At 55.8% G+C, this 14,023-nt stretch carries 13 protein-coding genes; 5 read left to right on the top strand and 8 right to left on the bottom strand.

Annotation, left to right across the window (positions count from 1 at the left end):
* The first annotated feature begins 170 nt into the window (after positions 1-170).
* Positions 171-1,361, top strand: a complete 1,191-nt coding sequence (locus RT613_RS15270; RefSeq protein ID WP_313616643.1) for a GGDEF domain-containing protein — start codon at positions 171-173, stop codon at positions 1,359-1,361.
* A gap of 25 nt (positions 1,362-1,386) precedes the next feature.
* On the opposite strand, the gene RT613_RS15265 is transcribed toward RT613_RS15270, so the two are convergent.
* The 5 genes from RT613_RS15265 to ccmA are packed head-to-tail and all read right to left on the bottom strand — an operon-like array spanning position 1,387 to position 4,317.
* The gene (locus RT613_RS15265; RefSeq protein ID WP_313616641.1) at positions 1,387-1,989 is read right to left on the bottom strand and encodes a DsbE family thiol:disulfide interchange protein; all 603 of its coding nucleotides are present in this window, start codon (positions 1,987-1,989) and stop codon (positions 1,387-1,389) included.
* The gene (gene ccmD / locus RT613_RS15260; RefSeq protein ID WP_313616639.1) at positions 1,986-2,162 is read right to left on the bottom strand and encodes a heme exporter protein CcmD; all 177 of its coding nucleotides are present in this window, start codon (positions 2,160-2,162) and stop codon (positions 1,986-1,988) included. Before ccmD ends, RT613_RS15265 begins: the two co-directional genes overlap by 4 nt.
* Positions 2,163-2,165: 3 nt before the next feature.
* Positions 2,166-2,927: a heme ABC transporter permease gene (locus RT613_RS15255; protein WP_313616637.1), complete on the bottom strand. Its 762-nt coding sequence runs from the start codon at positions 2,925-2,927 to the stop codon at positions 2,166-2,168.
* Between the two features lie 45 nt (positions 2,928-2,972).
* Complete coding sequence (gene ccmB, locus RT613_RS15250; RefSeq protein WP_313616635.1) at positions 2,973-3,632, bottom strand: heme exporter protein CcmB; 660 nt, start codon at positions 3,630-3,632, stop codon at positions 2,973-2,975.
* Between the two features lie 43 nt (positions 3,633-3,675).
* Complete coding sequence (gene ccmA, locus RT613_RS15245; protein ID WP_313616633.1) at positions 3,676-4,317, bottom strand: heme ABC exporter ATP-binding protein CcmA; 642 nt, start codon at positions 4,315-4,317, stop codon at positions 3,676-3,678.
* A 271-nt stretch (positions 4,318-4,588) separates the two neighbouring features.
* Here ccmA and acnA point away from each other — a divergent pair, with 271 nt between their 5' ends.
* The 3 genes from acnA to RT613_RS15230 all read left to right on the top strand — a co-directional run bounded on the left by acnA (position 4,589) and on the right by RT613_RS15230 (position 8,912).
* A complete protein-coding gene (acnA, locus tag RT613_RS15240) occupies positions 4,589-7,282 on the top strand; it encodes an aconitate hydratase AcnA (RefSeq protein ID WP_313616632.1) in 2,694 nt (897 codons plus the stop codon).
* Between the two features lie 240 nt (positions 7,283-7,522).
* Positions 7,523-8,269 (top strand): thioredoxin family protein, encoded by a 747-nt coding sequence (locus RT613_RS15235; protein WP_313616630.1) that lies wholly within the window; start codon positions 7,523-7,525, stop codon positions 8,267-8,269.
* Positions 8,270-8,519: 250 nt separating this feature from the next.
* Positions 8,520-8,912 (top strand): DUF2794 domain-containing protein, encoded by a 393-nt coding sequence (locus RT613_RS15230; RefSeq protein WP_313616628.1) that lies wholly within the window; start codon positions 8,520-8,522, stop codon positions 8,910-8,912.
* 105 nt (positions 8,913-9,017) lie between these two features.
* On the opposite strand, the gene RT613_RS15225 is transcribed toward RT613_RS15230, so the two are convergent.
* The 3 genes from RT613_RS15225 to RT613_RS15215 all read right to left on the bottom strand — a co-directional run bounded on the left by RT613_RS15225 (position 9,018) and on the right by RT613_RS15215 (position 13,378).
* Complete coding sequence (locus tag RT613_RS15225; RefSeq protein ID WP_313616626.1) at positions 9,018-9,800, bottom strand: Bax inhibitor-1/YccA family protein; 783 nt, start codon at positions 9,798-9,800, stop codon at positions 9,018-9,020.
* A gap of 318 nt (positions 9,801-10,118) precedes the next feature.
* On the bottom strand, positions 10,119-12,668 hold the full coding sequence (locus RT613_RS15220; RefSeq protein ID WP_313616624.1) for an ABC transporter permease: 2,550 nt from the start codon (positions 12,666-12,668) through the stop codon (positions 10,119-10,121).
* A complete protein-coding gene (locus tag RT613_RS15215; protein WP_313616622.1) occupies positions 12,665-13,378 on the bottom strand; it encodes an ABC transporter ATP-binding protein in 714 nt (237 codons plus the stop codon). Before RT613_RS15215 ends, RT613_RS15220 begins: the two co-directional genes overlap by 4 nt.
* Positions 13,379-13,449: 71 nt before the next feature.
* Here RT613_RS15215 and RT613_RS15210 point away from each other — a divergent pair.
* Positions 13,450-14,023 (top strand): arylesterase (locus RT613_RS15210; protein ID WP_313616620.1); only part of this gene is annotated, 574 nt, incomplete at its 3' end.

Raw genomic sequence — 14,023 nt, 5'->3', positions numbered from 1 at the left:
TAACTGCTGGCGTATCCTGCTGACTTCACATGGTTTCTTAACGGAAGCCATCTAGATTTCCACGCCTGTTGGAGCGCCATGTGTCTGTTTGATGCCTGGTTAAGCTAGAACGCCCGTGGCATCCGGCATCGCATTTTACAAACACTGTTTCTGATCAAGGCATCGTCATCGTGCAGGATAATTTCGCCTATCTGCTTCCGTTTATCATGCTCACATTCGGGCTGGTATTTCTCGGTTTGCAGACCATGGGTTTCAAGCCTGCCCGTTACTGGGGCATTGGTTACATCTGTGCAGCACTTGGCTTTTCGAGCCCGATGTTTTTTGCCGATGATGCTTTTCTCGCACATGCCCTGATTTCCAATGTGCTGTTCTTTTCGGCGTTCTTTTTTTACGGCCACGCATTGCTGGTGCAGTTCGAGGTCAAGACGTTGCTCGGCTGGCGCATCGGGTTCCTGGTTGCCGCCTATGCTGTTGTTTCCTATTTCATTGTCTTCCAGATCGATTTGCGTGCTGAACTGGCGATGAGTGACTTGATGTGCGCTGCGCTGCTTGCGCCGTGCATTGTACTGGCTGCCAACAAAACCCGGCATGTGATGGACAAGGTGCTGCTTGCGGCGACCTCGGCCGTGGTGCTGGAAACCATTGTCCGCGTCAGCGTGCTTCTGGTGATGACACCGAGCAGTTCGCCGCGTGACATCGAAGCTTTCATGGCGTCGGACTATGCATTCCTGATGCAGATGACTGCCAGTATCTTCGGTTTTCTTATGGCGCTTGCCGTTCTAGCGAGTGTGGTTGCCAATGTTCTCCAGCAACATCGCCATGCGGCTGATCATGATCCACTGACCGGTCTGTTGAACCGGCGTGGTTTTGATGATCGTTCTCCCGACTTCCGCGGCCACGAGCAGCCGGAAGGCACAGTTTTGATGTGCGATATCGACCACTTCAAACATGTCAACGACCAGTTCGGACATGCGGCAGGTGATCGTGTCATCATCGGCTTTGCCGAACTGCTGAAAGAACGCCTGCCGTCGGAGGCTCGTATCGCTCGTTTTGGTGGCGAAGAATTTGTGGTCTATCTGCCAGATACAACGGCGACGGAAATTGCCGTGCTGGCCAATATGTTGCGCGTCAGTTTTGCGGCCCGCGAATGGACCACCGTTGGTATTGACCGGCAGATCAGCGCGAGTTTCGGCATTTCGTCAATTGCCAGAGGCGACCACTCAATTCACGACGCCATCGCCAGAGCCGACAGCTTTCTCTACAAGGCGAAATCCAATGGTCGCAATCAGGTGGTTCAGGAAGGCATGTCCGTGCTGACGACGCAGTCTGCGCCGCCACTCAAGATCATCTCCATTCTTTGATGGGCTTGCCACGGTCAAACCGTGCTCAGCTTCCCGATACAGCCTTCTCGATTGCTGGCAGGAGACCCTTTTCCAGGGTTGTCGGATCGATAGGCCCGACCTTCTTGTAGACGATCTTGCCGCTCTGATCGACGAGGTAGGTTTCTGGAATGCCGTAAACGCCCCAGTCGATGGCCGCCTTGCCGTTCGGGTCAACGCCGATCGCGGCGTAGGGATTGCCGAGCTCCCCTAGAAACCTGAGCGCGTTGTCGTTCTTGTCCTTGTAGTTGATGCCAACCACATTGATGCGGCTGTCTTTCGACAGTTCCTTCAGCATCGGATGTTCCTGACGACAGGGCACGCACCAGGAGGCAAACACATTGACCAGGGTCAGCTTGCCGGAAATGGCGGCGGTGGTCAGTGCCGGGGTGGATGATCCTTCCAGTGGCGGCATGGCAAGCGATGGTGCTTGTGTGCCGATCAGCGCCGATGGAATGGCACTGACATCCAGTCCGTTGACATCCTGTTCGTAGAGCATCTTGGCCGCAATGGCTGCAAAACCTGCGAATGCAACCAATGGCAACAGGGCAAAGAGATACCGTGCCTTGCTTTTGGATGCCGGTTTCTGGGCGCTGGTGTCGTCGCTCATGCGGTTTCCCCGGCCTTTGGTTTGGCTGAGGCGCGACGGCGGATGCCGGAGGCTTCAAGCTCTTTCAGTTCGCGGTTGCGGGCTCGCCCATCCAATATGACCCAGAGGATGAGGGCGACAACGATAAGCCCTGTGATGCCGTAGGACAGGCCGATGTAAAAGGCGTGGCTCATGTTTTAAGCCTCCCTGCTGGCCATGCGCGCGGCAAGGCGACGCTGGGCGGCAATACGCCGACGCAGGATCTCATTGCGCATGGCGGCAATATGCAGCGTAAAAAACAGCATGCTGAAAGCAAAGGCCATGATCAGCAGGGGCCAGAGGAATTCCGGATCAATGGCTGGGCCATCCATACGAATGACACTGGCTGGCTGATGCAATGTATTCCACCACTCGACCGAGAACTTGATGATCGGGATGTTGACGAAACCGACCAGAATGAGCACCGCACTGACGCGGGCAGCACGCGAGGGATCATCCATCGCCTTGTTGAAGGCAATCAGGCCAAGATACATCAGAAATAGGATAAAGACCGAGGTCAGCCGGGCATCCCACACCCACCATGTGCCCCACATGGGTTTGCCCCACAGCGAGCCAGTGACCAGCGCGATCAGCGTAAAGGCGGCACCAAGGGGGGGCGCAGCCTTGTGGCTGACATCGGCCAGCGGATGGCGCCAGACCAGCGTACCAATCGCGGAAGCTGCCATGACAGTATAACACATCATGGCCAACCAGGCGGCTGGCACATGCACATACATGATACGAACTGTATTGCCCTGCTGGTAATCGCTATCGGTCGTGAAGGACAAGTATAGCCCAACGGCCAGCAGCAATGCCGTGATGATGCTCATCCAGGGCAGCAGGCGGGATGTCAGCGCCAGAAACCGGGTCGGGTTGGCGAGATCGCTGAATTTGGTAATGGCAAGGCTCGTATCGTTCATGCCGTCTTTCTACCTTGTGTGATGGGTGCCTGCAATTGATCCCTGTCAATCGCTGCTGCTGCGCAGCGCCAAAGCCGCAAAGAAAGGCCCGATGACCGATGAAAATAACGTGATCGCCATCAGGATCAGGAAGGGTGGCAGAAAAGGGGCGGGGTCCTGAACGGCGGCATAGGATGCGCTGACCCCGAAAATCAGCACGGGGATGGCGAGCGGTAGAACAAGAATGGAGACGAGCAGACCACCGCGCGGCAATGCAACGGCGACTGCCGCGCCGACTGCGCCAATGAAGGTCAGGGCTGGTGAACCGACCAGCAGCGTCAACATGACGGCACCAATGGCCACCTCGCTCATGTTCATGAACAGGCCAAGCAGCGGAGAAGCGATGACCAACGGCAAGCCGGTTGCCGTCCAGTGCGCCAGGCACTTCACAAACACGGTCAGCACCAGCGGATTTTCATTCATCAGGATCAGGTCAAGCGCACCATCATCGCGTTCCGCCTGGAACAGGCGGTCGAGGCCGAGGAGAGCTGCCAGCAACGCGCCGATCCAGACGATGGCGGGGCCGATGCGCGACAGGAGATTGAGATCGGGGCCGACACCAAAGGGAATGACGGCAACCACGGTCATGAAGAACAGCACGCCGATCAGCGCACCGCCGCCTGCCCGGATGGAAAGTTTGAGGTCGCGGAAAAACAGGGCGATCATGGCTGAGCGCTTTTCTGGAGGGGGGCGACGGAAAGATCTGACATCACAAGACGGTCTCCACGCCTGCAAAACCTTTCATCTGCAATTCCTTCGCATTTTTCAGCCCCAAAGGCTGATGTGTGGCGGCAATCACGATGCCGCCCCTTTGCAGATGCGCCTCGACAAGTCCGGTAAACATCTTGTCGGCGCTGGCATCAAGGGCGGCCGTCGGTTCATCCAGTATCCAGATTGGGCGCCAGGCCACAAGCAGCTTGGCCATGGCGAATCGTCGCTGCTGACCGGCGGAGAGATAACCGAATGGCAGGTGTGTGATGCCTGAAAGGCCCACGGCGTCGGCGGCTTCTTCCACGCTGATGGAACTGCCGCTGGTAAAGTCACCGAGAAACTCTTTCCAGAAGTGCAGGTTTTCCGAAACGGTGAGTTCCGTCTTCATGGCGTTGCGGTGGCCGAGATAATGGCTGGCTTCGGCGGCGCGTGTTCCCGGTTCAATTCCTTCGCCGGCTACCTTTACCGTGCCGCTTTCCGGGTGAAGAAGTCCGGCCAGAACCCGCAGCAAGGTGGATTTTCCCGAGCCATTTCGGCCGGTCAGAAGCAATGCTTCGCCATCAGTTAACGTGAGGGAAATATTCATAAATATGAAATCTTCGCCTCTCTTGACCGATAGATGCTCCGCCGTCAGCAACATTGCTTCGCCTCGTGTAAGATTTTGACGATCTCGATAAAAAAATTCGATTTGAATCGTCTTCTGATCTGGAACCTGTCTTAGAAATTATCTATATGAGTTTCAACCACGCCAGCGGTCGGCGTGATCATCATCTTCCGCCGAACCTGAGAATTGCAATTGCAAATTTCACGTGCGGACAGCGGAAATGGCCGTACCCGCATCCTGATGTGCATGGTTAAGTGCACAGGTGTCTGCACGCGCGTGTTGGCTATCAGAGAGCGGGGTTTTATCCGTGACCAAATCTCTTGACAGTTTCCAATGTCGTTCCGTTCTTACCGTCGATGGTAAGGACTATGTGTATTACAGCCTGCCCAAGGCTGAAGCCAATGGCTTGAAGGGCGTTTCCAAGCTGCCTTATTCCATGAAGGTTCTTCTGGAGAACCTGTTGCGTTTTGAAGATGGCCGCTCGGTGACCAAGGCCGATATCGAAGCCGTGGCTGCATGGCTTGACAACAAGGGTCTCAAGGAAGCCGAAATCGCCTATCGTCCAGCCCGCGTGCTGATGCAGGACTTTACCGGCGTTCCTGCCGTGGTTGACCTTGCCGCCATGCGCGATGGCCTGAAGGCTCTGGGTGGTGATCCTGAAAAGATCAATCCGCTGGTTCCTGTCGATCTGGTTATCGATCACTCTGTTATTGTTGATGAATTTGGAACGCCTCAGGCTTTCGCCCGCAACGTGGATCTGGAATATCAACGCAACGGCGAGCGTTACCGCTTCCTGAAGTGGGGCCAGCAGGCCTTCAAGAATTTCCGTGTTGTTCCTCCGGGCACCGGCATCTGTCACCAGGTGAACCTCGAATATCTCGGCCAGACAGTCTGGACGAAGGAAGAAGACGGCGAGACGATTGCCTATCCTGACACCTGCGTTGGTACAGACAGCCACACCACCATGATCAATGGTCTGGGTGTTCTGGGTTGGGGCGTCGGCGGCATCGAGGCTGAAGCTGCCATGCTTGGCCAGCCGGTGTCCATGCTGCTGCCTGAGGTCATCGGTTTCAAGCTGACCGGCAAGGTCAAGGAAGGCGTGACCGCCACCGACCTCGTGCTGACCGTTGTGCAGATGTTGCGCAAAAAGGGCGTCGTTTCCAAGTTTGTCGAGTTCTTTGGCCCCGGTCTTGATTCCATGACGCTGGCCGACCGTGCGACGATTGGTAACATGGGTCCGGAGTATGGTGCGACCTGTGGTTTCTTCCCGGTTGATAGTGAAACCGTCAATTACCTCAACATGTCCGGTCGTACGAAGGACCGTATTGCGCTGGTGGAAGCCTATTCCAAGGTGCAGGGCATGTGGCGCGACAATGATGGATCGCAGCTTGTCTTTACCGACACGCTGGAACTGGACCTGGGTGACGTCGTACCGTCGATGGCTGGTCCAAAGCGCCCGGAAGGTCGCCTGCCGCTGGAAACCATTGCGCCGAACTTTGCGACAGCTCTGGAGGGTGACTACAAGAAACCCGGCCAGCTCGATGCACGTTATGCCGTTGAAGGCACGGATTTTGATCTCGGCCATGGCGATGTGGCGATTGCAGCCATCACATCCTGCACCAACACATCCAACCCGTCGGTGCTGATCGCTGCCGGTCTTCTGGCCCGCAACGCCGTTGCCAAGGGCTTGAAGTCCAAGCCATGGGTCAAGACGTCGCTGGCGCCGGGATCGCAGGTGGTGGGTGAATATCTCGCCAAGTCTGGTCTGCAGACCGAATTGGACGCACTTGGCTTCAACCTTGTTGGTTTCGGCTGCACGACCTGCATTGGTAACTCTGGCCCGCTGCCGGCGCCGATCTCCAAGACCATCAATGACAAGGGCCTGATCACCGCCGGTGTTCTTTCAGGCAACCGTAACTTTGAAGGCCGTATTTCACCTGACGTGCAGGCCAACTACCTGGCTTCGCCGCCGCTGGTTGTCGCTTATGCACTGGCCGGTACGGTGCAGAAGGATCTGACCAAGGAACCGCTTGGCGAAGACCAGGACGGCAACCCGGTTTATCTCAGGGACATCTGGCCAACCTCGGCAGAGGTGCAGCAGTTCATCCACAAATATGTGACCAGAGAACTGTACGAAACCAAATATGCCGACGTGTTCAAGGGCGATGAAAACTGGCAGGCCGTTCAGGTGCCGGAAGGCCAGACCTATGCCTGGGACGACAAGTCCACCTATGTTCAGAACCCGCCATATTTCGTTGGCATGGGCAAGAAGGGTACCGGCATCAAGAACATCAAGGGCGCGCGCGTTCTTGGCCTGTTCGGCGACAAGATCACAACCGACCATATTTCTCCGGCCGGTTCGATCAAGGCTGCTTCGCCAGCCGGTGCTTACCTGACGGAAAACGGTGTCGGTGTAGCCGACTTCAACCAGTATGGTACGCGCCGTGGCAACCATGAAGTGATGATGCGCGGCACATTTGCCAATATCCGTATTCGCAACCACATGCTTGGGCCAAACGGCAAGGAAGGTGGTTACACCATCCACTATCCGTCCAAGGAAGAGATGTCGATTTACGATGCGGCCATGATGTACAAGGATGAAGGCGTTCCGCTTGTTATCTTTGCAGGTGTTGAATACGGCAATGGTTCTTCCCGTGACTGGGCGGCAAAGGGTACCAACCTTCTTGGCGTGAAGGCTGTGATTGCGCAGTCGTTCGAACGTATTCACCGCTCCAATCTGGTCGGTATGGGTGTTGTTCCCTTCACCTTCCAGGAAGGCACAACCTGGGCCAGCCTTGGTCTCAAGGGTGATGAAATCGTCGAGATCGATGGCCTTGAAGGTGAGATCAAGCCACGCGAAACCAAGATTGCCAAGATCACCTATGGCGATGGTACGGTGAAGGAAATTCCTCTGCTGTGCCGCATCGATACGCTGGATGAAGTGACCTACATGGACAATGGCGGCATTCTCCAGACCGTTCTGCGCGATCTGGCTGCGTAATAGCAGCGTTTATGATGACGAAGCGCCGGGAGAAATCCCGGCGTTTTCACGTCAGGTTCAGATTGGCGCGTGTTTAAGTGTTCACCTGGAAAATTTGACGAGCACGAAATGTGATCGGCTCTCACCCCTTCGTGACTTCCCTTTGCACGTGTTTCGAGCTTATTTTCCAGCAACGCCCGATAGATTTTTATTGCATATGAACATCCGGACGTTTGTGCGGATGAAAGGTTCAAGATCGCAATGCTTCTGAAGTTTGGTTTCCCCCTCCTCCTTATCGGTGTTGCTGCCGCCAATCCTGCTCTTGCACAGACATTGCCGGACCAGCCCAAGGGTGTTGTGGAACTGTTTACCTCACAGGGCTGCGCTTCCTGTCCGCCGGCAGATGCAGCATTGCAGAAGATGATCGAAAAGGGCGACGTCATCGGACTGTCCTTCCATGTCGATTACTGGAATTATCTTGGCTGGAACGATTCCCTGAGCTCCAAGGAAAATACCGAACGTCAGTATGGTTATGCCCGCGCTTTGGGTCGCAATGGCGTTTATACGCCGCAGGCGGTGCTGAACGGCCGCGACCATGCCAAGGGTGCCGACACCAAGGCGATTTACAGCAAGCTCGATGAATTTGCCGCCAGTGGCAAAGGTTTGAACGTGCCTGTAAAATCTCGCCTGGTGAATGACGAGATTGAAATCAACATTGGGGCAGGTCAGGGCAAAGCGGATATCGTTGTTGCCTATTTCAACCAGCAGCAGATGGTTGATGTGACACGCGGTGAAAACAAGGGTCGCAAGATTTCCTACTGGCACAGCGTCTATGATGTGCAGACCGTTGGCATGTGGAATGGCGAATCGATGAAGGTGAACCTGCCAGCCAGTGTTCTTGGGAAAGCCAAGAAGGGCGGCTGTGCCGTGCTTTTGCAGACTGCCAATGAAAAGGGTGATCCCTCAGCCATAATCGGTGCAAGCATTCTGATGAATGACGGGCAGTAGGGTTTATCCGGTCCGGGCATTGGGGGCTGGGGGTAAAGGGTCAATGCACCGAACCGGGTCATTTGGTGCCTAGACATCAATTGACAGACCTCACACTGACACCCAATTTAGGCAGTGATTTGACCGAATTGCGGCGATTATAAATTCGGCGTTTGCCGTCACAACAAGCCGATTTCGTCGTTTTGCTTGCAATTTTTTCAAGCTGGGGCAACACTGTCACCAACCTGTTATGATTTGCAGCGAGGCGCGCATGACCGATCAGCCGGATTTGTCGCAGGGCGAGAATTCGATGCGGGACGGTTCGTCCGTCGTTGACCTTCGGGAATACCAGAGAAACAAGGACCCCTTGCCGGTGACCTTTCATCGTCGGGAGCTCGACGCCATTCTGTGGATTTATGGCCGCATGGTGGGTGAGGGCGAGTGGCGCGATTACGCGATTGATCACCTCAAGGACAAGGCGGTGTTTTCGGTGTTCAAACGGTCTGGTGAAATGCCGCTGTACCGGATTGAGAAGAACCCCAAACTGGCCGCTAAACAGGGCGCCTACAGTGTCGTCAATGTCAACGGCATGATCTTGAAGCGCGGCCATGAATTACGGCAGGTTCTGAAAGTTTTCGACAAGACTTTGAAACTGGTTGAGTGACCATGCCGGCCTCGCGGCCCGTGATGGGCTGACGAGGCGTGAACTATTACAGGCAATAAAAAGGCGGCTCGAAAGCCGCCTTCTTCATGTGGGTTTCAACCCTTCTTAGTCGTTGCGGTTACCGAGGAACTGCAACAGGAAGGTGAAGAGGTTGATGAAGTCGAGATAGAGGGTCAGCGCGCCCATGATGGCCTTGCGACCAGCAACGGCAACATCATCACCATCAAAATACATTTCCTTGATCTTCTGGGTGTCATAGGCGGTCAGACCAGCAAAGATCAGAACACCGATGGCCGAGATGGCAAAGCCCATGGCCGAAGATGCGAGGAAGATGTTGACGATCGACGCGATGATCAGACCGAACAGACCCATGATCAGGAACGAGCCCATACCGGACAGGTCCTTTTTCGTGGTGTAGCCGTAAAGCGACAGCGCACCGAACGAAGCGGCGGTGACGAAGAACGTCTGTACGATGCTCTGGCCAGTGTAGACCACGAAGATTGACGACAAGGAGAGGCCCATCAACGCAGCATAAACCCAGAAGGTGGTCTGCGCAGCAGCAACGCTCATCTTATGAACGCGGAAGCTGAGGAAGAACACCATGCCGAGCGGCGCAAGCATCACGACCCAACGCAGCGGCGAACCGTAAAGGGCCGCGCCAAGAGCCGTCAACATTGTTCCGTTGCCAAGCTGAGCAACGGCAGCCGATGGATCCGTTGTCGTTGCCATCGCGAATGTGAAGTAAGCAGCGATACCGGTGATCGCGAGACCAACAGCCATAAGGTTGTAAACCTTGACCATGTAGCTACGCAGACCTTCATCGATCATCGCATCCGTCTGGCCGCGTGTCTGCGCCATTCGGTTTTGGTAATTGTTGAAATCAGCCATTTGTTCCTCTTTCAAGCTCCGGAATTATTCACGGTGTCGGGATAAATCCCAGGCGCCGCTGCGGAGCTTCAGCAAGCCTGTCCGAAATATGATGGGAGAATGTGTTTGATACAAGACCTTTTGCGCCCAAAAACACCAAATACGGGAAAATGACGATCAATTTATCGAAGATTACCAAGAATTAATCGTTAAAGTTATGCCGGTGTGCCGGTCAGACACAACCCATGCGGCAGCGGTTTTGTCGCTATACATAAAGCGATAATGCCTGAGCTTGCGCATGGGTTGGTTTGTTGGACGTTTAGCGCGCTCCTAGCACGCTTACTCTCCGATCTGGCGCAGTACCGGTGCGGCCTTCTGGCCAAGGATGCGCCAAGTGCCAACAAGGCCGATACCAACCGTCATGACCAGCGCCACAAACACTGTTCCAACCGCCACATCGGTGAGAAATGCCGAAGGCAGTTTCATGATGCGGGCAATCACGAACCATGCCGAGACACCGCCTGCAGCAAGGGCAAAGGTGGCGGTTGCCAGACCAAGGATCATATACTCGTAGGAAAACGCCTTGATCAACGTGCCACGTGTGGCGCCCAATGTCTTGAGAATGACAGCGTCATGGGTTCTGGCGCGGTTTCCGGCAGCCAGCGCGCCAGCCAGCACCAAAACAGACGCGATCAAGGCAACGGCGGCGGCGGCACGGATGGCGGTGGCCAACTGGCCAACCAGCCTGTCGACCACTTCGAGCGCATCCTTTACGCGGACACTTGTGATGGTCGGGTAGGCATTGGTGACGGCACGGAGAATCTGGCCTTCATCGGCAGGGGATGCTTCCGGATCGGCAAGAGTTGCCAGCCAGGCATGGGGAGCGCCACGGAAGGTGTTGGGTGAAAAGACCATCACGAAATTGATGGATAGCGATTCCCACTCGACATTGCGCAGGTTGGCAATCTTGGCGGTAATGCTGCGGCCAAGCACGTTGACGGTAACACTGTCGCCAATCTTAAGGCCGAGTTCACCGGCCTCTTCTGCCGCAAAGGACACCAGAGGTTCACCGCTGTAATCCTTGTCCCACCATGTTCCTTCGGTCAGCGTGGCATTTTCAGGCATGTCGCCAGCATAGGTTATGCCGCGATCACCCCGCAGTACCCAGCGGCCGGAGGGCGGTACCTGGATTTTTGTGACGTCTTCGCCATTCAGCGCCAGAATACGTCCACGCAACATCGGGACTTCGGTAATGGTGCCGTTGGGCGCGTGTTGTTTGACGACGTTACGGAACCCGTCCAGTTCGCTGCCCTGAATATCGACGAAGAAGAAATTCGGGGCCCGTTCCGGCAGGGTGGAGGTCAGTTCGCGGCGCAGATTGCCATCAATCAGCGACAGCGTAACCAGAAGGGTCAGGCCAAGCCCGAGGGACAGCACCACCGACGGCGTCAGTGCGCCGGGACGGTGAATGTTGCCGATGGCAAGACGAAGGGCTGTGGAGTTCACATGCGGGCTCTTGCGCGCAATGAACCGCACAAGGCTGGCAACGACACGCAGCACGATGAAGGCAAAGGCCACAGCGCCGAGAAAGACGGATGCGATGAAACGGTCTTCTGCTGTGAGAATGGCAAGTGCTGCCAGCAACGCCAACAGCAGACCGGTGGCCAACAGATAGGGCCATGACGGCCAACCACCTTCATCGAAACCCTGTTCGCGAAAGAGGGCGGTTGCCGGAACTTCGCGTGCCTGCCCCAGTGGCAGAATGGTGAAAGCCAGTGTGGTGATCAGGCCAAACACCGTGGCGATGAACAGCGCCGACGGATAAAGGCTGATATCCTTAGGGACTGGCAGGACGCCAGCCAGGAATTGCATGGCAACGAGCGGTACGACGGCGCCGACGACAAGCCCGATGGCGATGCCGATGAAGGCGATAAACAATATCTGGAAAAGATAGGTCATCGTCACGATGATGGCGGGAGCGCCCAGGCATTTGAACGATGCGATGGTGGTGCGCTTTGCATCCAGAAATGCGCGCACGGCATTTGCCACACCAACGCCGCCAACGATCAATGCGGTCAATCCGACCAGCGTCAGGAACTGCGAAAAACGGTTGACGTTTTCGGTCAAGGCGGGGGCTGCTCGATCGCTGGTGCGGATCGACCAGCCGGCACTCGGAAATGCGGTGTTGGTGTCAGCGGTGATTGTCGCCCGTTTCAGCGGATCTGTGAGCCTGATCTTGTAGGCGTGTTCGACAAGGCTTCCGGTTTGGATCAGGCCAGATGCAATCAGTGCGTCGCGGCTGACCATGAGGCGCGGAGCGAAACCAAAACCATCCGACAGGGCGTCGGGTTCGGTGACGATTGAACCCGTCAATTTCAGCCGTGCGGAACCAAGCAGGATTTCGTCGCCGGGTTTGACACCCAGTCTTTCAAACAGCAAAGGGGCCGCCAAAGCGCCGTAGGTTTCACCGTTCTTTGCAAGCAGTTCGGCAAGCGGACGGTTTGGTTCGGCTTCAAAGGTTCCGTAAAGTGGATAAGCACCATCAACAGCCTTGACCTCGGCCAGGGTCTGTTCGGAGCCGGATGGTGCGCGTGCCATGGAGCGCAGTCCGGTTGAAACCGCGATATCGCCTAAGCCCTCAAGATAACTGCGCTCTTCCGGTGTTGCTTCACGGTTGCGCAATTCAAACCGCACATCACCTGCCAGAATGGCCTGTCCTTCGGATGCAATGGCGCTGGTGACGGCCTGCGATACTGAATTGACGGTGGCAATGGTTGCCGTTCCAAGCGCAATACAGGCTAGAAAAATGTAAAAGCCACGAAAGCCACCGCGAATTTCGCGTCTGGCCAGACGAAATGCCGTACGGATCTGGAAAGAAGACGGCATCATGCGGAGGCGGCCTCGCGAACGGCTGAAGTGACCGCGGAATCGTCAACGATTTCGCCTGACCGGACCTTGATCTGGCGCGAACAACGCGCGGCAAGGGATGGATCATGCGTGACCAGGATCATGGTCATGCCGCGCTCGGTCTGTTTGGAAAACAGCAGGTCGGCGATCTGACGCCCGGTTTCCGTATCGAGATTGCCGGTTGGTTCGTCGGCAATCAATACGGCTGGTGATGGCGCAAGGGCGCGGGCAATGGCAACACGCTGCTGTTCACCGCCGGAGAGCTGACCGGGATAATGCGACAAGCGTTCGCCCAGACCAACGGCCTGCAGTTCCTTGCGGGCAATATCGAAGGGATTTTTAACATTGGCGAGTTCCAGCGGAACGGCAACGTTTTCAAGTGCCGTCATGTTGGCAATCAAATGAAAGGACTGGAAAACAATACCGATATTCTTACCGCGGAAATCGGCCAGCGCGTCTTCGCCCAGGTCATGCAGCGGCTTGCCGGTGATGTGAATTTCGCCGCTATCAAGCCGCTCAAGGCCGGCCAGAACCATCAGCAGTGTCGATTTTCCCGAGCCGGAGGGGCCAACAATGCCCACTGCCTCGCCTTCGCCAATTTTCAGGTCAATTTTTTTCAGGACGTGAACAGAAGCCGCGGCATTTCCAAGAGTGAGGTCAGCCTTGTTCAGCTCGATAATGGTTTTCGTCACAGAATAGGTTCCTATATAGAGGCGATAGGGCGATTTTTCGCGATGTTCTGAAACAACTTAGGAGAGGTATGATGGGATTTAAAGCCGCCGCGTTTCACTTCATCGTCATTTGTGCCGCGTCGATTTTCGCCTTTGGCGCGAATGCGCAGGACAAGACCTTGCAGCTTGTCGGGCTGGGAGACAGCCTGATGGCCGGTTATCAGCTGCCGCCTACCGACAGTTTTACCGCCAAGCTGGAAGAGGCCCTGAAGGCGAAAGGCGTCAATGTTGCCATCACCAATGCCGGAGTTTCCGGTGATACCAGTGCCGGTGGTCTGGCGCGTGCCGAGTGGTCGGTTCCTGATGGTACAGACGGTGTTATTCTTGAGCTTGGTGCCAATGATGCGCTGCGTGGCATTTCGCCAGATGAGACCGAAAAAAACCTCGATGCGATCATTGCAGGTTTTCAGAAACGCAACATTCCGGTGCTGCTTGCCGGCATCATGGCGCCACCCAATATGGGGGATGATTATGCCGCGCGTTTCAACCCGATCTACAAGCGTTTGGCCGACAAATACGACGTCAAGCTCTACCCGTTTTTCCTCGAAGGCGTGGTGCTGGATGCCTCACTGAAACTGGAAGACGGCATGCATCCGAACAGTGCCG

The organism is Agrobacterium sp. (assembly GCF_032092815.1).
Taxonomy (GTDB): Bacteria; Pseudomonadota; Alphaproteobacteria; order Rhizobiales; family Rhizobiaceae; genus Agrobacterium.
This window is presented reverse-complemented; position numbering and strand designations above follow the sequence as displayed.

Excerpts from the sequence above, each read along its gene's own strand:
- RT613_RS15225 (WP_313616626.1), bottom strand. The coding sequence starts at position 9,800 with ATGGCTGATTTCAACAATTACCAAAACCGAATGGCGCAGACACGCGGC.
- RT613_RS15220 (WP_313616624.1), bottom strand. The coding sequence starts at position 12,668 with ATGATGCCGTCTTCTTTCCAGATCCGTACGGCATTTCGTCTGGCCAGA.
- RT613_RS15235 (WP_313616630.1), top strand. The coding sequence starts at position 7,523 with ATGCTTCTGAAGTTTGGTTTCCCCCTCCTCCTTATCGGTGTTGCTGCC.
- RT613_RS15230 (WP_313616628.1), top strand. The coding sequence starts at position 8,520 with ATGACCGATCAGCCGGATTTGTCGCAGGGCGAGAATTCGATGCGGGAC.
- ccmD (WP_313616639.1), bottom strand. The coding sequence starts at position 2,162 with ATGAGCCACGCCTTTTACATCGGCCTGTCCTACGGCATCACAGGGCTT.
- ccmB (WP_313616635.1), bottom strand. The coding sequence starts at position 3,632 with ATGATCGCCCTGTTTTTCCGCGACCTCAAACTTTCCATCCGGGCAGGC.
- RT613_RS15255 (WP_313616637.1), bottom strand. The coding sequence starts at position 2,927 with ATGAACGATACGAGCCTTGCCATTACCAAATTCAGCGATCTCGCCAAC.
- RT613_RS15265 (WP_313616641.1), bottom strand. The coding sequence starts at position 1,989 with ATGAGCGACGACACCAGCGCCCAGAAACCGGCATCCAAAAGCAAGGCA.
- ccmA (WP_313616633.1), bottom strand. The coding sequence starts at position 4,317 with ATGTTGCTGACGGCGGAGCATCTATCGGTCAAGAGAGGCGAAGATTTC.